Here is a 20,925-nt window from a genome sequence, read left to right as displayed (position 1 = left end):
CCACGATGAGAGGACGCGCGAGGACGCGATCTCGGCGCGTGCACCCTCAATTCACGCCAAGGGTCGAGGTGGACGAGCCCTTCCGCCTCGGCTTGCTACGATGACCCAAGGGGGGCTTGGTGGAGCTGTGGACGATGATCATCGCGACGGTCTCGGGGACCGGGATCACGATGGCCGCCCACCGGGCCCGACGAGCCCGCGCCCGGCGCTTGGCGCTGCAACGGCGGCTCGAGCAGATCCACGTGGACCTGCCGCTGGACGTTCGTCACCTCACCCCCGACCTGGGACGGCTGGCCATCCAGGCCCGCGTGGTTCGGCTGGTGCTGGAGACGCCCCTGCATCGCGTGTTCGACACGCCGCTGCGCCAGACTCCGTGGGGCCGTCGTGAGCGCTGCGACGACTTCGATCTGGCGGTGGTCGAGGCCCGCCGTGCGCTGTGGGAGTGGTTGCGGGCGGTCGAGCGGCTGGGCGGCGCCGACCGGGCGCTCTTGGCTCAGCTCGGGCTCGGAGTGTCGCGGCTGCGAGCCTTGATGCGGCAGCCCGGGGTCTTCGAGCGCACCAACGACGTGTTCGAGGAGACTCTCTATCCCGTGGCACCCGATCCGGATCGCGTGACCGCGATGCTGTGCCAGGCGATGACGGATCTGAGGGGCTTCGAGGTCGCGTTGCTGTCGCATCGGCCCGATCCCTATCGCTGAGGCCGGCCAAGGGCCGATCCGAGCCCGAACCGGGGCTCGTCGATTGCACCGCGGGGCCGACCCGGGGCAAGGTGCTCGGGTGACGGGGAGCGGAGGCGTCTCGGTCCGGGCCGGGCCAGGACCGGGATCCGGCCGGGCCAGGCGTCGGCTGCCCCGCAAGCACCTTCCGCGTCCTCGGGATCCAGGGGGTCCGGAATCGAGGCGACCCGGCCATGCGATGGTGTGTGGCGAGTGCGGGCGGCTGCACTGGCCCGACGAGGGGCTGGTTCAGCCTCATCGTCGGGATGGCGATCGGAACGCCGTGTGGCACGAGGCATGCCCTCACTGCGGCGAGCGGGCGTGGATCGATCTCGGCCGCGAGAGCACGGCCTTGATGCTGCACCAGCACGAGGCCCACGAGGTGCGGACGCGGCTACGGCCGGTCGATCTGCTGCGCGCGGGCGCATGGGGAGGTGCGGTGGGGGTGATCGCGGGTGCATTGCTCGTGGGTACCTTGGGCGGCGGGGCGCTGCTGGCCGGCTCGAGCGCACTGCTGGCCGGTGCATGGGTGGCCTGGCAGCGCCGTCGGCCCGGTCCTCCGCCCTCGCCGTTGCCCTCGCGGTGGTCGATGGCGCTTCCGCCGACGGGGCCGGTGCGCGAAGCGGTGAGCGGACCGGTGCGGGTACGGGGGGAACCGCTGACGGCGCCGCTGAGCGGTCGCGCGTGCATGGCCTACGAGGTGGGCGTGCGTCACGACGGGCGAGGGTCGGCACCGGCGAGCACCTGGGTGCTGATCGAGCAACGCGTGGCTCCGCTGGAGGTGGAGGGCCGGGCGCTCGATCCATCGAGCACCCACCTGGTGCTGCCACGGCAGCGGCTGGGCACGTACGGGACCGTCGAGCTCGACGCAGCGGCCGAGGCGTTCTTGCGGGAGCGCGGGCTGGGCTCGCCCGACACGGTGCTGGAGCTGTTCGAGACGATCCTCGAGGCCGGGACCGAGGTGGAGGTCGAGCGGACCGAGCATGGCGCCACCCTGCGGACCCGCGCGGTGGGGGAGGTCGTGCGGGCCATCGAGGGAGCGCCCGGGCCGGCGCCCGCGTTGCCGCCCGCATCGCGTTGATCCCCATCGCTCCACGACCCCACCTGGGCTATGGTCGCGCGCTCTTCCGACCCATGCAGGCCATCGTCATCGATCGACCCGGCGGCTACGACCGGCTGGTGCTGCGCGACCGGCCGTCGTTGCCCCTGCCCGCCGGCCACGTACGCGTGACGGCCCAGGCGTGCGGGGTCAACTACGCCGATTGCATCGTACGCATGGGCCTCTACTCCTCGGCCAAGGAGTACGTGGGATGGCCGATCACGCCGGGCTTCGAGGTCGCGGGCACGGTGGCCGAGCGCGGGGACGGTGTGGACGACCTCGAGCCGGGCCAGGAGGTCCTCGCGGTCACCCGCTTTGGCGGCTATGCGAGCGAGGTGGTGGTGCCACGTCACCAGGTGTTTCGGCGGCCCAGGGGCTTCTCGGCCGACGAGGCGGCGGCGCTGCCGTCGGTGGGGCTGACGGCGTGGTATGCCCTGCTCGAGCTGGGTCGGCCGGCCCTCGGCGCGCGCGTGCTCGTGCACTCGGCCGCGGGTGGGGTGGGCAGTGTGCTGGTGCAGCTCGGGCGGCACCTCGGCTGCCAGGTGGCGGCGGTGGTGGGCAGCCCGCACAAGGTCGAGGCGGCGCGAGCTTTGGGGGCCCACCTGGTCATCGACCGCTCGTCGCAGGACCTGTGGGCGCAGGCGGAGGCGTTCGCTCCCCAGGGCTACGATGCGATCTTCGATGCCAACGGGGTGGCCACCTTGCGGCAGAGCTACCGGCACATCGCGCCCACCGGACGGCTGGTGGTGTATGGCTTTGCCACCATGCTGCCGCGCGCGGGGCAGCGGCGGAGCTGGCTGCGCCTGGCGTGGCACTACCTGCGCACGCCTCGGTTCGATCCGCTGGAGATGACGCAGCACAACCGCAGCGTGATGGGCTTCAACCTGAGCTATCTGTTCGAGCACACCGATCGGCTCGCCCGCGGGATGGAGCTGCTGCTCGGTTGGGCCGACGACGGCGTGCTACGACCCGCGCCCATCGAGGTGTTCGCGCTGGCCGATGCGGCGGCGGCCCAGCGCCGCCTCGAGACCGGGCAGACGATCGGCAAGCTGGTGCTGCGGCCATGAGCGACGACTCGCGCGACCCTTCGCATGCCCCCCCACGCGATCGCGAGGGGGAGGCCGCCTGCGTGGTCGACCCCGAGCAGGATGGGCAGACGATCGCGGCGGTGGTGCGCGTGCTCTTGGGGGTGCCATGGAGCCGGGCGCGCTCGCTGTGCAGCAGCGGCCGCGTACTGCGTCATGGGGAGCCGCTGACCGATCCGGCTCGACGGGTGCGCCGGGGCGAGCGGATCGAGGTGCGAGCCCATGCCGCACGGCCGCGAGATCCCGAGGTCCACCTGCGACACGTCGATCCCGACGTGGTGGTGGTCGACAAGCCGGCCGGGCTGCTCACGGTGCCCTACGCCGACGAGGATCGCGATACGCTGCTGCACCGGGCCCACGCGGCGCTGCGGCGGCGCGAGGGCGGGCGTCATCTGCCGCCGCTGCGGGTGGTGCAGCGCCTCGACAAGGACACCAGCGGGGTGGTGGTGTTTGCCCGTACGCGTCGCGCCGAGCGGGGCCTGGGGGACCAGTTTCGTCGGCACACGGTGGAGCGGCTGTATCTGGGGCTGGCGTACGGTCGCGTGGTCGAGGCCACGCACGATACATGGTTGGTGCTCGATCGCGGGGATGGGCGCCGCGGCACGTGGAAGGGAAGGGAGAGCACGCGACCCCCGTCGGCCCGGCGGGCCATCACCGAGGTGGCGGTGCGCGAGCGCTTCTCGGGGCAGGGCCTGCGCTGGACCGAGAGCGCAGCGAGCCCGGGCGTCACCCTCGTGGCCTGCACGCTTCGCACGGGGCGGCAGCATCAGATCCGCATCCACCTCGGCGAGCAAGGCACTCCGCTGGTGGGCGAGCGGGTCTACGACCGGGACTACGATCGCCACCACCATCGCGACCACCATCGCCATGGGGATGGAGGAAGAGGCCCTCGATTGCAGGACTTCGCGGAGGGTCGCGGTCGACCGATGCTCCACGCGATGGAGCTCGGCTTCATGCACCCGACACGAGATCTGCCGTTGCGCTTCGTCTGCGATCTTCCGTCCGATTTCGCGGACTTGCTCGAGGCACTGCGCCGCTCGGCCGGTTCCTGAGCCCACCCGATCGGCACCGATCGCCGCCGATCGATGGAGGCGATCCCTCGTGGATCAGCCTTGCGGGTCATGCGCATGCGTGGACCCTTCGAAGGAAGGGACCCGACCTTCGAGCACGGTGTCTGCGCAAACCATCGTACGCGGGATCGCAACGCCGCTTGACGCGGCACCTGAACGGGTGTTACGAGGCGACTTGCGTTCAGTGCGAGCACCCGATCGCGTTCGATGTTAGAGCGTTATCCAAGCTTCTCCCGTGCGCGGACCCTCCTTTCAGGGGCTGGCAACGGTAACGGTCGAGATCATCAGGCCCTGTCCCGCACGGGAGAAGCTCGTGTTCATCGCTCGGATTCGCCGACGGAAGAGGCGATCGGGGGCTCGCCACTGAAGGCCGCGATCGAGGAGATCTCCTCTCATCCCGCGGTCGACATCGTCTGCCGTCACGATCGACCGGCGAGGGCGGGTACGTTCGGTGCTTGGCCGAGCTCGCTCGATCCACGCTTGCTGGACGCGTTGCGTCGGCGGGGGATCGCAGCGCCCTACGAGCACCAGGCACGTGCGCTGCAGGCCCTCGAGGCGGGCCGCAACGTGGTGCTCGCGACCTCGACCGCCTCGGGCAAGTCGCTCTGCTTCCAGGTGCCGCTCGTGCAGGCGGTGCTCCGCGACCCCCATGCGCGAGCGCTCATGGTGTTCCCGACCAAGGCGCTCGCACGCGATCAGGTCGAGTCGATGCGACAGCTCACGGGACTGCTCGGGCCCGAAGGCGCTTCGGGGCGCGCCGACGGGATGGGGCCGGGACTGGTCGGCGTGGCGACCTACGACGGCGATACGCCACCGGCCGAGCGCCGAGCCGCTCGCGCCCGGGCCCATGCCATCGCGACCAATCCCGACATGCTGCACCGCGGGATGCTGCCCCATCACGACGCGTGGGGTCGCGTGCTGGCGGGCCTTCGCTATCTGGTGCTCGACGAGCTGCACACCTACCGCGGCCTGTTCGGCAGCCACGTGGGCAACGTGCTGCGGCGGCTTTGGCGGCTGTGCCGTCACTACGGGGCCAGACCCCAGGTGATCGCGTGCTCGGCCACCATTGCCGAGCCGGGGGCGCTGGCGGAGGCGCTGTGCCCATGGACCACGGAGCGCAGCGAGGGACGAGGGGGCGTGGAGGTCATCGACCACGATGCCTCGCCGGCGGGCCCGCGCACCTTCTTCGTGCTGAACCCGAGGGTGGTCGACGACGTGACCGGGGTGCGGCGCGACTACATCAAGGTCACGCGGGAGATCACCTCCATCCTGCGCCGGGCTCGGGTGGCGACCCTGGCGTTCTGCCGCACGCGTCGTGCGGTGGAGTTGCTGACCCGCTACCTGCGAGACGACGAGGCGAGCGACCGGGCGGGGCGGGGGCCAGGGCTGGCGAGCCAGGCGGCGGCCGCCGCCGATACGGCCATTCGGGGCTATCGCGGCGGCTATCTGCCCGATCGTCGGCGCGAGATCGAGAAGGCCCTGCGCGAGGGCGAGGCTCGCGTGGTCGCCTCCACCAATGCGCTCGAGCTCGGGGTGGACATCGGGGGCATGGATGCGGTGGTGCTGGCGGGCTATCCCGGCACGCGGGCGGCATCGTGGCAGCGGGTGGGTCGAGCGGGGCGGCGGGGCCAGCCGTCGCTGGCGGTGCTGGTGCTGTCGTCCTCGCCGCTGGATCAGTTCGTGGCGGCATCGCCCGAGTTCTTGCTCGATCGCACGGTCGAGCAGGCCCGCGTGGATCCCAACAATCCGGAGGTGCTCCTGCCCCACGTGCGCTGTGCGGCGCAGGAGCTGCCGATCGGCGAGGACGAGGTGCTGCCGGGCCTGTCGCGCGACGACACGGCCCTGGCGCTGCGGTACCTCGAGGAGCGTGGGGGGCTTGCCTACGAGCCCGGTCTCGAAGGTGGCCTCGAAGGCAGCGGCCGCTACGTGGTGCTGGGCGGCGACTCGGTGGCCGAGCAGGTCAGCCTGCGGGGCGTGCTCGAGGAGAACTTCAGCGTGCTCGACCCCGACGGCGAGGTCCTGGCCCAGGTCGACTTCGAGGATGCGCCGCTCTACCTGCACCCCGGCGCGATCTACCCGATCGAGGGGCGTCCCTACGAGGTGCGCGCGCTCGACTGGGACGGTCGCAAGGCTTCCGTTCGGCCCGTGCGGGCCAACTACACCACGGTCGCGGTCAGCAAGCTGCGGGTGCGCGTGGTCGATGCCGGGCGGGGAGAGGACGACGCCGCGGGGAGCGAGATCGAGTGGGGGGCGGGCACGGGCTACGCCCACGTGGTGCGGACCGTGCCGGGCTTCAAGAAGATCCGCCTGCACACCCACGAGAACATCGGCTTTGGACCGGTCTCCTTGCCCGACCTCGAGCGGCACACCACCGCGGCCTTCTGGGGCCTGCCGCCGCGGGCCGCCGCGGTGCTCTCCGATCCGGTGCAGCGGGCCGGGGCTGCGCTCGCGGCGGCCCATGCCCTGCGGCACGTGGCCGCGATGCTGCTGATGTGCGAGGTCGGCGATCTCATGCATGCGGTGACGGCCGGGCATCCCGGCGCGTGGGGGGTGGCTCTGGACGCGCTGAACGGGCCCGATGCGCGAGCCCGGCTCGAGGCGGGGGGCGTGCCCCACGTGGTGCTGCTCGATCGCAATCCGGGCGGGGCGGGGCTGGCCGTGCACGCGTTCGCCATGGGGGCGGTGCTCTTCGATCGGGTGATCGCGGTGGTGCGCGGCTGCGGCTGCGAGGTGGGCTGCCCCACCTGCATGGGCCCCTCGAGCGAGGCGGCCGAGCAATACGGCGTGGAGCGCCCGGCCGTGATCGCGGTGCTCGAGGCGTTGCGCGAGGTGGCCGTGGAGGCCACGGCCGGAGGGCCGCGATGAGTCCTGGCAGCGGGCCAGGGATGGGACTGGCGGGTCGCCTCGCCCATCGCGAGGGCACGCCGCGCCGAGGCGTCGCCGAGGCGTCGGTGGTGCGGCCGTCGCCGCGCCGCGGTGGGCCGAGGGCGGGCTACGTGCGGGAGGCGATCGAGCTGCCGGTGGCGCGCCGCGACGGGCGCCCGGCTGCGCTGGGGGGGGATCTCGATGCGCTGGATCTACCGACTGCGCCCGCGCTGGCTCGGGCCCTGAGCACACTGGCGCGCATGCCCGCCGAGGGCCTCGACCCGCGCAATCCGGCGGTGATGCTCGACCTGGAGACCACGGGGCTGTTGGGTCAGGCGGGCACGGTGGCCTGTGTGGTGGGCGTGGCCTCCTACGTGGCGCTCGATCGCATGCGGGTGGAGCAGTGGAGCCTGCATCGCGTGGGCGCCGAGGGAGCGATGCTGGCCGATCTCGATGCGACCCTGCGCGCGCGCATGACCGGGCGTACCGCGTTCGTGACCTTCAACGGAGGAAGCTTCGATCTCCCGCTGCTGCGTCGGCGACTGGTGCGGCATGGCATCTACCCGCCCACCGAGGATCCGCTGCGAGCGCCCCACGTCGACCTGCTGCCTCCGGCGCGTCGCCTGTGGCGCGATCGTGGGCCCGATTGCCGCCTGGGTACGCTCGAGCTACGGCACTTGCGACTGCCCCGGGAGGGGGACGTGAGCGGGGCCGAGGTGGTGGAGCTGCTGTGGCGTTGGCTCGAGGCGCCCGACCCCGATGCGGCCGCAGATTTGGCTCGAGTCGAGCGGCACAACCGCATCGACGTGCTGAGCCTCGCGGCGCTGGCCGAGGCCATGCACACCCGGCTGCTGCAGCCGCAGGATGCCATCGAGCGCCTGCGAGCCGCGCGGCACCACGACCGGCTCGATCGTGCCGAGCGAGCGCTGACGGTGCTGGCTCCGCTCTTGGAGGGGTTGGAGAGGGGGACCGCGCGGGGGTCGTCGCCGCTGGTCGAGGCCGGGCTGCTGGCGGCCGAGATCGAGCGCCGCCGCGGTCGGCCACGGGACGCGGCTCGGCGCTGGGCCCAGGTGTGCCGCATGGCGCCGGGCGACCCGGTGGCTCACGACGCCCTGGCCAAGCACCTCGAGCACCAGGCGCGACGCCCCGATGCCGCCCTGGTGGTGGCGTTGGCGTCGGTCACGCCCTGTGAGCGCCGCCTGGCCCGACTGCGCAAGAAGGCCGGGGGGAGCACGGGGCTCGGGCTGGGGCCGCTGCTCGACGAGCTGGCCGTGTAAGGCCCGGGGGGCGGCGCCGTTGGAGCGTCCATCGAGGCCCTCGGGGCCGGGATGACCTGCGGCGCCCGCCGGGCGACGCTCCCGAAGAGCCGCCAAGACCAATGGAGCTGCGATCGTGGTACGGTCCAAGCCGGTGAACCGCCGCCCACTCAGACTCGCGCAGGTCTGCGCCCTGCTCTCGGCCATGACGATGGGGACGGTGGCGGGCGGCTGCACCTCGCTGTCGCCACAGCTACGGCCCACCGACTTCGAGGAGCTCGAGACCTCGTCCGATCGCCAGCAGCGAGAGCAGGCCTACGCCGACAACGCGATCTACCGCCACGAAGAGCCGCAGGGCATGCGGTACACCAAGGGGACCAGCGAGCTGGCGACCAAGCGAAGCTGGCAATCGCTCGATGCGATCCTGCGGTCGGACGCGAGCGCCTCGGCGGCGCTGCCCACCCGCAACCTTCGGATCTCCCGGGTGTTCACGGCGCTGACGGTGGTGGCCGGCATCCTCACCGTGGCCGGTACCGCGGCCTCGGCCCGTGAGGGGCTCGATCTCCAGCAGATCAATGGCACCGGCGCCGTGCTGCTGGGCGGGGGCCTGGCCACCGTGGGCTTTGGCATCACGGCGGGCGTGTTCTACGGCAAGACCCGCAAGGGCTACGAGAAGGCGGTCGACGTCTACAACGACAGCCTGGCGGTGCGGCTCGGCCTGAGCACGCCGACGGGAGAGTACATCCCGCCCGCCGGAACCATCGTCGACGAGCATGGCTACGTCGTGCTCGACGAGCGTGAGCGTGGTGTGGTCGACGGAGCGCCCGAGGAGCCCGGCCCCGCGCCCGAGCCCGAGCCCGAGCCCGAGCTCGAACTGGCCGCGCCCTCGCCCGAGGCGCCCACGCCCGAGCCTCCCCCGGCCGAAGCCACCCCCGAGCCCGCGCCCGCACCCCCGACGCAGTCGCCCAAGGTCCTGGTGCCCGATGCTCCGCCGTCTTCTACCGGAGGGGCCACGGGACGGGGAGGCGCTGCCGCTCCGCCCCTGAGCGAGCCCGGACTCATGGGCGGCGCGCTCGATCTTCGGCCTCGCTGATTTCCGCGCTGGGCACCGCGTTTGGGTACGGCCTCGACGGCGACGACCCGGGGCTGCTAGACGTTGGGGCATGTGCAGCCGCCGTGCCGTCGCCTTGCTCGCGCTCTGGCTCGCGGGGGGGTGCACCCAGCCCGCGGGGCCCGAGCGCCCGATCTCCGGCAAGCAGCTCTACGAGCAGTACTGCGCGCGCTGTCACGGCGAGGCGGGCATTCCCACCAAGGACGCGCCGACGGCCTCGAGCCTGGCCGATGCCGCGTTCGTGGAGCGGCTGAGCGACGAGGGCATCAAGGGCGTGATCCGGGCGGGACGAGGGCAGATGCCGGGGTTTGGCGATCGCTTCACCGACGCCACCTTGCAGGTGCTGGTGGCCCACGTTCGCAGCCTTCCGGGGCAAGCCGCGGAGGCACCCCCTCCGGCTCCATGAGCGACGATGGCAAGGGGCTGCCCGGGCTCGAGCTCCGGTGGCCCGGCAAGTACGACGCGCAGGGACGGCGTGTCCCCGTGCCACGGCCCGGGGCCACGCTGCGACGATGGGCGGCCTACGGGGCGAGCGACGAGGCGGAGGGCGGCCCCGATCGCTGGCGCAATCGCCTGGTGGAAGGCGACAACCTGCGTGCCCTCGATGCGCTGGTGCGCGAGCACCGAGGTACGGTGGATCTGGTCTACGTCGATCCTCCGTTTGCGACGGGCGGCCGATTCGAGGTGATCACGCCGGTGGGCGAGACGGGCGGGCGGCTGCTCCGGCAGCCGGCCTACGCCGATGCATGGCCCGGGGGTCCGGCGGGGCTGGTCGCCATGCTCGATCCGCGGCTGCGGCTGGTGCACGAGCTGCTCGCACCGCACGGGAGCCTCTACGTGCACGTGGATCCCACGGTGGGGCACGCGATCAAGCTGCTGCTCGACGAGGTGTTCGGGCCCGGGTGCTTCCAGCGGGAGATCGTGTGGAGGATCGGCTGGGTGTCGGGGTTCAAGACCAAGGCCCGCAACTGGATCCGCAATCACGATCTGTTGTTCTTCTACGTCAAGGATCCCAAGCGCTTCACCTTCAACAAGTCCCACCTGCCGCACCCGCCGGGGTACCGCCGACGCGATGGATCGTTGCCGCGCGGGCGCGGAGTGCCGCTCGATGACGTGTGGAACGCGGGCGAGGCCGAGCTGTCGCTGCGGGGGCGGGACTCGCTCGACTCGATCCAGATCAAGAGCTTCTCCACCGAGAAGACCGGCTATGCCACGCAGAAGAACGAGAGCGTGCTGCGGCGGATCGTGGAGGCTTCGAGCAACCCGGGCGACCTGGTGGCCGATCTGTTCTGCGGCTCGGGCACCACGATGGCGGTGGCCGAGGCGCTGGGGCGGCGCTGGATCGGGTGCGACGTGGGTCGCTCGGCGATCCACATCACCACGGGGCGGCTGCTGGGCTCGACGGGCCCGCGGGGGTTCGAAGTGCTGCAGGTGGGGCACGACGAGCCTCCGCGCGCGATCGTGGAGGCACGGGTGCGCGAGGGCTGGCAGGCGCTGACCGGCCGCGCGCTGGACCGGCTGCGCATGGAGACGCAGGTGGAGGAGCGTGGAGCGGCACGGGCTGGCCGGCGCGTCGCGGCCGAGGCGGTGGCCGCATGGCGGTGGTCGGTGCCCGTTGGTTGCGTCGTGGCGGTCGACGCCGGCTCGCGGGGCGAGTCGGCGACGCTGGGCGAGTCGGTGGCGCCGGGTCGGCGCAAGAGCTCGCGTCCCGCACCGGTCGAGCTCGTGCTGCCGCGGGTGCTGCTGCACGAGGGGTCGCCCTCGCCGGCCGAGGGGGCCATCGCCGAGCGAGCACGGGTGCTGGTGCGACTTTCGGGGCTGCCCGCCGGGCCGCTTCGGATCGAGCTGCTGAGCCTGGCCTACCCGACCCCGGCGCTGCTGCCCCTGGCGCTGCGGGAGCCCCCGCCGGGCCCGCTCGAGCTGGTCGAGCGCTGGGCGGTGACGTGGAACGACGACGGCTCTGCTCGGGTGGACGAGGTGCTCGGCCGCTTCGACCGCGAGCGCACGCTGCCGACCCGTAGCTCGGCACACGTGTGCTCTGGACGCACGGCCACGGTGGTGGTGCGCGTCGAGGATGCGCTGCACCGCGAGCACCGGCTGCGCATCCGCGTGGTGCGAGGCCGCCGCGGGTGGGGGGTGGACCAAGCCCATGCCGAGGCGGGCGCCGAGCCCGGTCTCGCGCAGGCCGAGCCCATGGCGTAGGCCGGAGCCGTCCCGAGGGCGCGTGCTCAGCGATGGATGAGATCGAGGGCGCGCACCGTCGAGGCCGTCACGAAGCGAAGCTGCCGCTGAAGCACTCGCAGCAGCCGTGCGCCCCCGCGCATGCGCAGCGGCAGGACGGAGTTCTGCCAGTTCATGTAGAACTGCGGGTACACGAGGATGCGGATGTAGAACGCAAGCCCCACCTCGTTCCATAGCAGGTGGTAGTCGAACAGATCCCGCACGGTGGCATTGACGAACTCGACCTGCTGGCTCAGTCGCTGCTGATAGTCGCGTTGCTCCCGCTCGGTGAGCGCTGGTGTGCCTCGCTCGAGCGCGTCCCCGATCAGGATCGACGCAAAGCGGCCGGAACGGAGCGCCGCGGTCACGCCACCCGAGGAGATGGGGTCGAGCACGAACGCGGCCTCGCCGACCGAGAGCCAGTTCGGCCCCGCGATCCGCTCGACGACGTCGTTGCGAAAGCTGCACACGTGGAGCGGGCCCTCGGGAGCGTGGCTGGCGAGGAAGCCGGAGAGCGGCTCGATCTTCGACAAGATCTCGGCGTAGACGTCCTCGGGGCGGGCTCGTGGTCGATGATCGGCGGAGGTCTCGCGCAGGTACGACGCGGGGATCACCACGCCGATGTCGGTGGTTCGCTCGTCGACGTGGATGTTCCATGCCCACACGAGCCGTCCCTCGTGATGGAGGAGGTAGAGCCGAGTCCCCCTGCCGTCGTAGTCGTGTCGATGCCGGCGCCGGATGTTGATCATCTTCGGTCCGCAGGGGCGTGCCCGTGCTCCCGCCGCGCGGCCGACGAGCCGCGCGCGCCCGCTCGCGTCGATGTGGTAGCGGGCGTTCAGCCGACCGTGGGTCTGGGTCTCGACCCCCTCGACCCGGTCGCCCCGCAGCTCGACCTTGCGAACGCGATCCTCGATGAACCGACAGCCTGCCTCCTGCGCGCGGGCCAGGATGAACTCGTCGATGCGGCTGCGATCACCGTGGTACGAGACGGTTGCGCGGCCGAGCGCGCGCATCAGCAGGGGCGAGGGCGAGAGGGTGGTCGTGTGGTCGGCGCGCGTGCTGTTGGACCACAGCACCACGCCGGGCTTGCGGGTCAGCCAGCGCCTCGCGTAGAGCGACTCGAGATCCAGGCCGAAGTGCTCGAGCAGGCGCGGGGTCTCCCAGTCGAACGACTCGCCCACCCGGGGCCAGGGTGGTGCCTGCTGATCGACGATCGTGACGCTGAAGCCACGACGAGCGAGGGCCAGGGCCGCACACAGCCCGCCGAGCCCGGCTCCCAAGACGAGGACATCCTGCTCCACTGCCGACGGGCCGAGCATACGAAGAACGCGAGACGTTCGAATGGAAATCGGGAGGTCCGAATTGGTCCGCATCGATGGCGCGCGGGGGTCGAGGACGTCTGTGATGGCGGTGGCGCGGCGCGGCACCCGGGGCATCCTCGAGCCGCTGCTGGCGTCGCCTTCGGGCCGCCTCGTGGGTTCCCCGACGGTGGCACGGCGGGTGCACTCCATCCTCGGCATGCACACGATGAATCGAACGCTCACGATCATGGCCGGCGCGGCGGCGCTGGCGTTGGCGATGTCGCCGAACGAGGCCCAGGCGGCGGTCGGCGGGGCCGACGGAGATGGCAATCGACCCAAGGGGGTGGAGCTCGAGGGGATGATCGGCGGCGCCGGCTGCATCCCTGGTCGCGCGCCGTGCCGCTACGAAGACCAGTTCTTCAACGGCTACACGGCGCCGTCGTTCGGGCTCGGGGTCACGCTCGGGCATCGAGCGGCGCCGTGGCTGCTGTGGGGCGGGCTCTACCGGATGGGGATGTTCACGCCCCGCTACGAGGGTCCGGATGCGGGCTACTCGGTCGCCGCCCAGCACACGGTTGCCGCGTTCGTCCGCCCCATCCTGCCGATCTGGAGGCTCGACCTCGGCTTCACGTTCGCGCCCGGCTACGGTCGACAGGCCTTCTACTACGAGCACAGCCGCGACCGCGACTACTCGCAGGGGTTCTCGATGCTGCTGGGTCCCACCATCGACTTCTGGGTGGGTCCCACGATGTTCGTGGGCGCCGAGATCGACTTCGTCTTCAACACCCAGCGCCGAGTCTGCAGCCAGCGTGGGAGCAGCGAGAGCTGCCGGGTGGAGACCGTCAACCAGGTCGCGCCCACCCACCAAGCGCTGTTCGGGTTCCACATCGGGGGGGTCTTCTAGCGCGTCGTGCTACGTGCTGCGCGGGATCACCAAGCGCCGGTCGCCCAGCACGAGCGCGGTGCGGTCGTCGCCCGCGTCCTCGAGCCACGGGGCGAGGTCCATCTGCGCCTGGTTGGTGAAGCGCACGGCGAGCGCTCGGCCGGAGCCTCGCGAGGGCGCCTGCGATCGCAGCCCTCGCCCCGGCTCGTCGAGCAGCGACTGCGGCGGCAGCGGCAGCTCGCGGCCGTCGTCGAGGCGCATGCGCAGCGCATCGCCGTCGCGGCGGACGGCGGTGGCTCGCAGCGGGCAGTCCTCGATCGTCAGGTAGCACCACTGGGCGCCGAGCCGCACGATGGGCTCGCCACCGTCGCTGACGTCGAGGCCCTCGCGCAGCGCCTGACGCACCCGGGGGTGGGTGATGGGCCCCTCGTCGAACAGCAGCTCGCCGCGCGCGGTCATCCGCAGCGGCACGCCTCGGCGCAGGCGCTCGAGGGTGTTCGGATCGAGGGCGGGCGGGGCGTCGGACATCCGGGCGAGGTCAGGCTAGCAGAGCTGCGCGGAGGGGCTCGCCATCACCGGTTGCACACGCAGATCTCGTTGGTGCGGTTGGTGAAGCAGTCGTCGCCGAACGAGAGGATCACGCACGCGGTGCTGTTGTCGAAGGCGTCGAGGCAGGTGCCGCCGAGCGAGGCGCACATGTCGAAGCAGTTGCCGCCGGCGGTGTCGGCGTTGAAGTGGCACTCGTCCTCGGTCTCCATGCACAGCTCGTAGCCCGGGGCCGTGCCGTAGAGCTCGTCGCAGCTCGGGGCCGGGCCCGTGGACTCGCCGGTGTCGGTGGTGCCGCCGCTGTCGCCGACCCCGACCGTCGTGCCCTCGTCGGTGCCACTCGAAGCGTCGCTGCTGCTCGAGCTCCCCGCGGTGGGATCGACGCCCTGGGTGGTGCCACCATCGGCACTGCTCGTCCCTTGGCTGCCCTGCGTGGCATCACCGCTGCCGTCGGCCACGGGTCCCGTGCCGTTGCCCTGCGAGGTCGCGGTCGTGCCCGCGCTCGCGGTGGACGACGAGTCGCCGTCGCCGTGGCTCGAGCCGCCGATCTCACCCGGAGGGACCCCGCATGACGACGCGAGCCCGAGAACGATGCCTGCTGCCCACGGCGCTGCCCTCATGACCCGCACACGATACCAGGCCGTCGCCGTCCGTGGGATGCTCGGGACGATGGCGCAGCGCTCCGACCCTCGACCCGTCCATCGCGGACCCTATCCCGAGCTCACGCTCACCGCGCTGCTGGTGGGCTATCTGCTGGGGACGGTCATCTGCGTGTCGATGGGCTATGCGTCGCTCATCCTGGGGTTCTCCATCGAGGGCTCGGAGCTCGCCGCGATCCTCGGCTGGGGCATCTTGCGGGGCGTGCTTCGGCGCACGAGCATCGTCGAGAACAACATCAACCAGACCATCGCCTCGGCCGTCAACGGGGCCTCGGCGGGGATGATGTTCTCGGTTCCCGCGCTGTTCATCCTCGACGGCCACTTCCCGGGGGTCAGCGGGTTCTCGCCGGTGCTGATGGTGCTCGCCTGCATCACGGGCGGCGTGCTGGGCCTGGCGTTCGTGATCCCGCTGCGCAAGCAGATGATCGACTTCAACCGCCTGGCGTATCCCGGTGGCATCGCGGTGGCCACGATCCTCAAGTCGTCGCGCTCGGGGATCCGCAAGGCGGGCCTCTTGCTGCTGGGCGCGGCGGTGTCGTGCACGGTGCACCTGCTCGACCTCAAGTCGGGCTACCTGGTGGGCGCGAGCCCGCGGCGGCAGCAGATCGGCCAGCTGCTGGCCACGTGGTTGGGGCCCATCATCGTGGTGACGCTCATCTACGTGCTGCACGACGCCTACACGCTGGGGAGCCAGCGCCTGCCCGCGCCGCAGGCCACCGCGCTGGCCGGGGTGATCGAGGGGATCCTCGGCGGCGACGTGCCGGCGTTTCGCTACGCCGCCGGGGCGGGGCTGGGCCTGCTGATGGCGGGTTCGGGGCTCGGAGGCATCGGCGTGCTCATCGGGCTCGGCTTCTACATGCCGTTCGACATCGTGCTCACCTACACCATCGGCAACTTCGTGCGGATGGGGGCGGAGGCCAAGCTCGGTCGAGCCTGGGTCGACGGGGTGGGGATTCCGCTCGCCGCCGGCTTCATCGTGGGCGAGGCGCTCGCGGGCGTCGGGGTGGCGATGGCGGCGGTGCTGCGCGGGATGGGATAGCGGCGCGGGGAGGGCCTCAGCCCGACCCGGCGGTGCCCGTCATGGGCTCGGGCGGCGGCGGGCACATGTCGGCCGCACCTGCGTCCTGCCAGCGCAGCTCTCCGGCGCCGTTGGGCTGGCAGGCGAACCTCCGCATGACCGGGCCGCAGTAGTAGCAGGTGGCGTCCATCTCGTCGCATGGCTCGAGCGGGTTCTCGCTCGGCTGGAAGTCCGGGCACGACTCGTGCTGCTCGCAGTCCTCGCAGCGCTCGGGGCCGCTGGGTCCGGGCTCGGGCTCGGGACAGCCGCTGGCGAGCAGCAGCACGATCGACACGACGAGAGGTCGCATGCGGGCGCCATCATAGCAATTTCGGTCGGCGCGGCGCGGGGGTCAGCGCGGCGCGGGGGGGTCGAGCACGCGCGACAGCCGGGGGTCGACGCGGAGCTGCTCCTCCATGTACATGCGCCGCGCGCTGGCCTCGAGCACGCGGAGCACCCGCTCCCGGGCCCGCGGCAGCTCGCCGGCGTCGACCTCGAGCGCCGCGTGACGCAGCTCGAGCTCCATCTGGACGGCCTTTTGTCGGCGGGGCGGGAGCGCCTCGCCGAGCGCGAGCACCGAGGCCAGCTCGCGGCGGGCGGCGTCGGGCTCGTGCAGCTCGATGAGCACGTCCGCTCGCTTCAAGCGCAGCGAGATCAGCCGGCTCGCCGCGAGCGGGTCGACGGCCTCGGGGCTCGCGTCGAGATCGTCGAGCAGCTCGAGGAGCTCCCGCTGCACCACGGGCTCGTCGGCGTGGAACAGCAGCGCGAGCATCCACGCCTGGTGGGCGAGCGCGGAGAACCGGGCACCCATGCGCTCGCGGAGCAAGGGGGCGTAGAGCACGGGATGTCGGCGCAGCAGGGTGGCCAGGGCCCGCTCGCCGTCGCCGGGGTCGGGGTCGCCGTCGGTGCCCGGACCGAGCGTGCCGATGAGCGGATCGAGGATCGCCTGTCCCTCGTGCACGCGGCCCAGCATCATCAGCGCGTGGGCGTGCATGGCCTGGGCGTCCGCCGAGGGCTGGGGGAGGGCGGCGAGCCGCTCCACCGCCGCGCGCAGATCGCCCTCGACGAAGGCGCGACCGGCCGCCTCGACGGCGGTGGCCGGCTCGCTCGGAGGCCCGCGCATGCGCAGCCCGGTGGCGGTGATGCGGTGGATCCGGACCTCGTTCCACCCGTCGGAGCCCCACTCGTCGTAGGCCCGCAGCACGAGCCGGTAGTCGCCCTGCGGAGGGGCCTCGAACGCGACATGGGAGCGCTGGTCGGCGACCCGCTTGCCCTGCGCGTCGAAGATCGAGACCCGGCGCTCGTGGAGCGCGGGGGTGAGCACCGCCCGCATCACGTTGCGCTCGAGGAGGCCGGGGTCCGCGTCGTCGACCCGGGTGACGCCGACGTCGGGCGCGATGGAGCACCGCAGCTCGAGCGAGACCTCGTTGGCGCCGCCCTCGGCGCGCTCCTGCAGCCGCAGCACCGGGTCGCCCCCGGCCTCCGGGATCAGCACCCACGCAAGCCCTGCGCCCCACTCGGCGCGTGGGATCGACCACTCGACCTCGAGGGCGAGATGGCCACCCGACCAGGTCACGGGGATCGAGGCCAGCTCGCCCTCGAGGAACCCGGAGACCTCGAGCGACGCGGTGCTGGGGTCGCGGTGCAGGTTCAGCGGCTGGTGGATCCGCAGGGACGGGGGCAGGGGGCGATCGAGCGGGAGCTCGAGCCGCGCGAGGCCGTGGACGACGTCGGCGAGCTCGTCGCGCAGCGCCACCAGCGAGCTTCGCTCGGGCTCGTCCACCTCGGGCCGCGCGAGCAGGGCGTTGGCGAGCTCGACCACCGGGGCGTAGGCCCCCTCTCGCGCTCGCAGGCGCAGCGCTCCCCGCAGGGCCTCGATCGAGCGGGCCGGATCGCCCTCGGCTCGAACGCGATCGTAGTGCTCGAGGGCCGCGTGGTCGTCTCCGGAGCGCTCGCGCAGCGCGGCCGCCCGCAGTCGTGCGGCCGATCCGATCGCAGGATCGGCGCTGGCGATCGCGAGGTCTTCGAACGCCAGCGCGGCCTCGGCGAACAGCCCCATGCCCTCGAGCTCGCCCGCGCGCTCCCACGACGCCGCCAGCTCCGCTGCGAACTCTCCTCGAGGCGCGGGTTCGGGTGCCTCGTTGGCGAGCCCGTGCAGGGGGAGGGCCTGCGTTCCCGTGCCGAGGATCCAAAGGTGTCCCACGTCCTGGTCGTCCTCGATCTCGACGAGCAGCTCGCTGGCCGGGTCTCCATCGAGCTCGACCGCTGCGCGCGCGCGGACGTTGCCCAGGAGCAGCGGGGTGAAGCTCCCGTCGGGCGCCTGGAGCTGAAGCCACGTGTGCGCGCCGTCGAGCCGATCGACCACGACGACCACATCGTCGAGCCCGTTGCCGTCGACGTCCCCCACCATCAGCCCGAACAGGCGGGCCGGGCCGTACGTGGGCGAGGCGTGGGGCGGAGGCACGAGGGCCACCCGCTCGAGGTGATCGTCCACGAGCCGCAGCACGTGGAGCCCGACCGGCTCACCGCTGGGACGATCGGGGGGAAAGATCGTGGTGTTTCCCCGGCCGCCGGTCTTGTTGACGACGATGAGGGCTTGCGCGGCCGCGTCCTTCACCACCTTCACGTCGAGGATGGGCCCGAGCTGGTCGCGGGCGATCAGCCGCAGCTCCTTGCCCTCGGCTGCGAGCACGCGCACGTCGTAGGCGGTCCAGTCGCTGGTGCCGGCCACGAGCTCGGGACGACCATCTCCATCGAGATCCGCGAGCTCCACCGCCATCGTGTCGGAGAGCGAGGCCTCGGCGTGACGCTCGGGGGCGGTCCACGACCACTGCCCCGCCGCATCGCGATCGAGCCGAACGATGCGCCGGCTCTGGGGGCTCGTGCCCACGTAGATCTCGGGCTCGCCATCGCCGTCGAGATCGCCGGCGGTGACGCCCTCGGGTCGGCCCTCCGTCCAGCGCAGCAGCTCCGTGGCCGTACCGTCGGAGCCGAGCCGGAGCAGCGCCACCTCCTCGCCGCGCTCCGCCACGAACAGCCCCGGTCGCTCGTGCCCGGGGGGCACGGGGTACCCCGTGCCCTCGCCGATCGACACGACGACGCGCTCGGCGAGCGTGGGGTCGGCCTCCACCACGCGCAGGGCTCCGCCGCGCTCGTCGCGAAGCAGCAGCTGCCGGGTGCCGTCGTCCTCGAGCTCGAAGGGCCACGCGGCTGCGATGTCCCGGTAGGGGGTGGGCGTGGCTCCTTGCAGGGCCTGCAGCGCGTGCAGGCGGAGGTCCTCCGGATCGCCCGCGGTCTGCAGCAGCCGCTGCGCCGCGGCCAGGTCCCGCGCCTGCAGGGCCGCCCGTAGCCGGATCTCGCGCAGCGCCGGATCCTCGAGGAGCGCGGGGTGATGCTGCTGCAGCATGTGCAGGACCTGGTGCAGCGCCGTCCAGTCGAGCCGCTGATCGAAGCCCTGCGCCAGCCCCACGAGGGCCTCGGCCTCGATCGTGCCACTGCGGGCGCGCAGGTAGGCGCGGGCGTAGGCCGACTGGGCATCTTCGAAGGCATCGTCGGCCCGCCGGCGCTCGGCCTCGAGCAGCCACGCCTGCGCCAGGGCATCGGTGTCCTGGAGCTCCGGTCGCGCGACGAAGTCCTCGAACAGACGGCGGGCTCGCGCGAGGTCGCCCTCGGCTCGCAGTCGTGCGATCCGCTCCTCGAGCCGCTCGAGTGCCTGCGCGGCCGCGGTCTGGCGCTGCTCTTCTCGCCAGCGGTCGCGCAGCTCGAGCCCGCCCAGGATCACCAGCGCGACCACGAGCGCGACCGCGGCCAGCGAGGCGATCGTACGGAGCCAGCGACGCCACACGACCGCGGGGTCGTGGGTCAGCGCGTGCAGCAGCGCGTCCATGGATTCGAAGCGGTCGGCGGGATCGATCGAGAGCCCGCGCAGCACCACGGCGCGGAGCCAGGCCGGTACGTCGTGGTCGGGGGGAAGCGGCCGCATCTGCCCGCGACGTACGTTGACGATCAACGTGGCCAGGCCGCGGCCCTCGAACGGCCTGAGACCGTAGAGCGCCTCGTGGAGCGCCACGCAGAAGCTGAACTGGTCGGTCCGCGCATCGAGCTCGGTCCCGGCGAACTGCTCGGGGGCCATGTACGCGGGCGTGCCCAGGAACAGGCCCGTCCTGGTGCCGGGGTCGAGCGTCTGCGAGGACGCGTCGGGCTCGTCGTCGTCGAGGCCGGGCGGGGGCTCGGGCTCGTCGTCGCGCTGCACGAGCCCGAAGTCGAGCACGCGCACGCGACCGTCTTCACCGACCATGACGTTGCCCGGCTTGAAGTCGCGGTGGATCAGGCCCATCGCATGGGCGGCCGCCAGGCCCCGGCCGGCCTCCACGAACACGTCGAGCACGGCCTGGATCGAGCGCCGTCGGGGCGCTCGCTTGGCGTCCTTGGTCGGCCTGGCCGACTCCGGCTCGCTCCGCGGGGGGGCGGTGGCGGGGTCCCCGGGCTCGAGGAGCCAGTCGCGGACCGTCAGGCCCTCGACGAATTCCATCACGATGAACACGAGATCGTCGTGAACGCCGACCTCGTGCACCTGCACCACGTTGGGGTGGGAGAGCCGTGCGAGCCCCTGGGCTTCCCGCAGCAGGCGCTCGCGGGCGCGGGTGCGGTGCGAGGCATCGGCCCGCAGCAGCTTGATCGCGACGCGGCGGTCGAGCTGCTCGTCGTAGGCGGCGTACACCTCGCCCATGCCCCCGGAGCCCACGTGGCGCAGCAGCACGAAGCGCCCGAGCTGGGTCAGCGTGGGCAGGTCCGAGTGGTGGGCGGCACCGGGCAAGGGCTTGGAGGCGAGCAGCTCCGTCCCGTCCTCCACGGTGCTCGCCAACGAGCGCGTCGCGTCCTCGACCTCGGTTCTGTGCATGGGCTGACCTGCTCGATGACCGCGGCTGATGCTCGCCCCGTCCATCGTACGACGAATCCGACGCTGCGCTGGCGCTCACCGCAGCTCGATCCGGCCCGGACACACCCCGCGCGCGCTTGTTCCTCGGCCGCGGGTGTGCGAAGAGTGGGTCGGTCTT

General features: G+C 72.3%; 16 protein-coding genes. 11 read left to right on the top strand and 5 right to left on the bottom strand.

Annotated features, from left to right (window positions below; all coding sequences use genetic code 11):
• Positions 1-134 precede the first annotated feature (134 nt).
• From OEB96_RS10605 to OEB96_RS10565, 9 genes are all read left to right on the top strand, one after another.
• Complete coding sequence (locus tag OEB96_RS10605) at positions 135-698, top strand: hypothetical protein (RefSeq protein ID WP_266215425.1); 564 nt, start codon at positions 135-137, stop codon at positions 696-698.
• 301 nt (positions 699-999) lie between these two features.
• Positions 1,000-1,797: a hypothetical protein gene (locus OEB96_RS10600; RefSeq protein ID WP_266215424.1), complete on the top strand. Its 798-nt coding sequence runs from the start codon at positions 1,000-1,002 to the stop codon at positions 1,795-1,797.
• A gap of 53 nt (positions 1,798-1,850) precedes the next feature.
• The gene (locus tag OEB96_RS10595; protein ID WP_266215423.1) at positions 1,851-2,882 is read left to right on the top strand and encodes a synaptic vesicle VAT-1 family membrane protein; all 1,032 of its coding nucleotides are present in this window, start codon (positions 1,851-1,853) and stop codon (positions 2,880-2,882) included.
• Positions 2,879-3,952 (top strand): RluA family pseudouridine synthase, encoded by a 1,074-nt coding sequence (locus tag OEB96_RS10590; protein WP_266215422.1) that lies wholly within the window; start codon positions 2,879-2,881, stop codon positions 3,950-3,952. Before OEB96_RS10595 ends, OEB96_RS10590 begins: the two co-directional genes overlap by 4 nt.
• 498 nt (positions 3,953-4,450) lie before the next feature.
• The gene (locus OEB96_RS10585) at positions 4,451-6,835 is read left to right on the top strand and encodes a DEAD/DEAH box helicase (protein WP_266215421.1); all 2,385 of its coding nucleotides are present in this window, start codon (positions 4,451-4,453) and stop codon (positions 6,833-6,835) included.
• Positions 6,832-8,112: a ribonuclease H-like domain-containing protein gene (locus tag OEB96_RS10580; protein ID WP_266215420.1), complete on the top strand. Its 1,281-nt coding sequence runs from the start codon at positions 6,832-6,834 to the stop codon at positions 8,110-8,112. The genes OEB96_RS10585 and OEB96_RS10580 overlap by 4 nt, the downstream gene beginning before the upstream one ends.
• A gap of 133 nt (positions 8,113-8,245) precedes the next feature.
• Positions 8,246-9,184, top strand: a complete 939-nt coding sequence (locus OEB96_RS10575; protein WP_266215419.1) for a hypothetical protein — start codon at positions 8,246-8,248, stop codon at positions 9,182-9,184.
• A 70-nt stretch (positions 9,185-9,254) separates the two neighbouring features.
• Positions 9,255-9,608 (top strand): c-type cytochrome, encoded by a 354-nt coding sequence (locus OEB96_RS10570; RefSeq protein ID WP_266215418.1) that lies wholly within the window; start codon positions 9,255-9,257, stop codon positions 9,606-9,608.
• On the top strand, positions 9,605-11,404 hold the full coding sequence (locus OEB96_RS10565) for a DNA methyltransferase (RefSeq protein WP_266215417.1): 1,800 nt from the start codon (positions 9,605-9,607) through the stop codon (positions 11,402-11,404). Before OEB96_RS10570 ends, OEB96_RS10565 begins: the two co-directional genes overlap by 4 nt.
• Before the next feature lie 26 nt (positions 11,405-11,430).
• Here OEB96_RS10565 and OEB96_RS10560 read toward each other — a convergent pair whose 3' ends face one another.
• Entirely contained in the window at positions 11,431-12,741 is a 1,311-nt protein-coding gene (locus tag OEB96_RS10560; protein ID WP_266215416.1) for an NAD(P)/FAD-dependent oxidoreductase, read from the bottom strand.
• A gap of 85 nt (positions 12,742-12,826) precedes the next feature.
• Between OEB96_RS10560 and OEB96_RS10555 the strand changes: the two genes are divergently transcribed.
• Entirely contained in the window at positions 12,827-13,627 is an 801-nt protein-coding gene (locus OEB96_RS10555; RefSeq protein ID WP_266215415.1) for a hypothetical protein, read from the top strand.
• 9 nt (positions 13,628-13,636) lie between these two features.
• Here OEB96_RS10555 and OEB96_RS10550 read toward each other — a convergent pair whose 3' ends face one another.
• Both OEB96_RS10550 and OEB96_RS10545 read right to left on the bottom strand, forming a co-directional pair.
• Positions 13,637-14,134, bottom strand: a complete 498-nt coding sequence (locus OEB96_RS10550) for a hypothetical protein (RefSeq protein ID WP_266215414.1) — start codon at positions 14,132-14,134, stop codon at positions 13,637-13,639.
• A gap of 44 nt (positions 14,135-14,178) precedes the next feature.
• Complete coding sequence (locus OEB96_RS10545; RefSeq protein ID WP_266215413.1) at positions 14,179-14,772, bottom strand: hypothetical protein; 594 nt, start codon at positions 14,770-14,772, stop codon at positions 14,179-14,181.
• On the opposite strand from OEB96_RS10545, the gene OEB96_RS10540 reads away from it, so the two are divergent.
• Entirely contained in the window at positions 14,771-15,850 is a 1,080-nt protein-coding gene (locus tag OEB96_RS10540; RefSeq protein ID WP_266215412.1) for an OPT/YSL family transporter, read from the top strand. The two genes, OEB96_RS10545 and OEB96_RS10540, sit on opposite strands and share 2 nt — an antisense overlap.
• A 16-nt stretch (positions 15,851-15,866) precedes the next feature.
• Here OEB96_RS10540 and OEB96_RS10535 read toward each other — a convergent pair whose 3' ends face one another.
• Entirely contained in the window at positions 15,867-16,178 is a 312-nt protein-coding gene (locus OEB96_RS10535) for a hypothetical protein (protein WP_266215411.1), read from the bottom strand.
• Between the two features lie 42 nt (positions 16,179-16,220).
• The gene (locus OEB96_RS10530) at positions 16,221-20,768 is read right to left on the bottom strand and encodes a protein kinase domain-containing protein (protein ID WP_266215410.1); all 4,548 of its coding nucleotides are present in this window, start codon (positions 20,766-20,768) and stop codon (positions 16,221-16,223) included.
• Positions 20,769-20,925: the final 157 nt, after the last annotated feature.

The sequence above is a fragment of the Paraliomyxa miuraensis genome, from assembly GCF_026337845.1.
In the GTDB taxonomy this organism is placed as follows: domain Bacteria; phylum Myxococcota_A; class Polyangia; order Nannocystales; family Nannocystaceae; genus Paraliomyxa; species Paraliomyxa miuraensis.
The sequence above is the reverse complement of the archived record's forward strand: the minus strand, read 5'-3'. Positions and strand labels throughout refer to the sequence as shown.

Coding starts and splice junctions, on each gene's coding strand:
- OEB96_RS10540 (WP_266215412.1), top strand. CDS start 14,771: ATGACCCGCACACGATACCAGGCCGTCGCCGTCCGTGGGATGCTCGGG.
- OEB96_RS10565 (WP_266215417.1), top strand. CDS start 9,605: ATGAGCGACGATGGCAAGGGGCTGCCCGGGCTCGAGCTCCGGTGGCCC.
- OEB96_RS10605 (WP_266215425.1), top strand. CDS start 135: ATGATCATCGCGACGGTCTCGGGGACCGGGATCACGATGGCCGCCCAC.
- OEB96_RS10550 (WP_266215414.1), bottom strand. CDS start 14,134: ATGTCCGACGCCCCGCCCGCCCTCGATCCGAACACCCTCGAGCGCCTG.
- OEB96_RS10530 (WP_266215410.1), bottom strand. CDS start 20,768: ATGCACAGAACCGAGGTCGAGGACGCGACGCGCTCGTTGGCGAGCACC.
- OEB96_RS10560 (WP_266215416.1), bottom strand. CDS start 12,741: ATGCTCGGCCCGTCGGCAGTGGAGCAGGATGTCCTCGTCTTGGGAGCC.
- OEB96_RS10545 (WP_266215413.1), bottom strand. CDS start 14,772: ATGAGGGCAGCGCCGTGGGCAGCAGGCATCGTTCTCGGGCTCGCGTCG.
- OEB96_RS10595 (WP_266215423.1), top strand. CDS start 1,851: ATGCAGGCCATCGTCATCGATCGACCCGGCGGCTACGACCGGCTGGTG.
- OEB96_RS10590 (WP_266215422.1), top strand. CDS start 2,879: ATGAGCGACGACTCGCGCGACCCTTCGCATGCCCCCCCACGCGATCGC.
- OEB96_RS10535 (WP_266215411.1), bottom strand. CDS start 16,178: ATGCGACCTCTCGTCGTGTCGATCGTGCTGCTGCTCGCCAGCGGCTGT.
- OEB96_RS10570 (WP_266215418.1), top strand. CDS start 9,255: ATGTGCAGCCGCCGTGCCGTCGCCTTGCTCGCGCTCTGGCTCGCGGGG.
- OEB96_RS10555 (WP_266215415.1), top strand. CDS start 12,827: ATGGCGGTGGCGCGGCGCGGCACCCGGGGCATCCTCGAGCCGCTGCTG.
- OEB96_RS10580 (WP_266215420.1), top strand. CDS start 6,832: ATGAGTCCTGGCAGCGGGCCAGGGATGGGACTGGCGGGTCGCCTCGCC.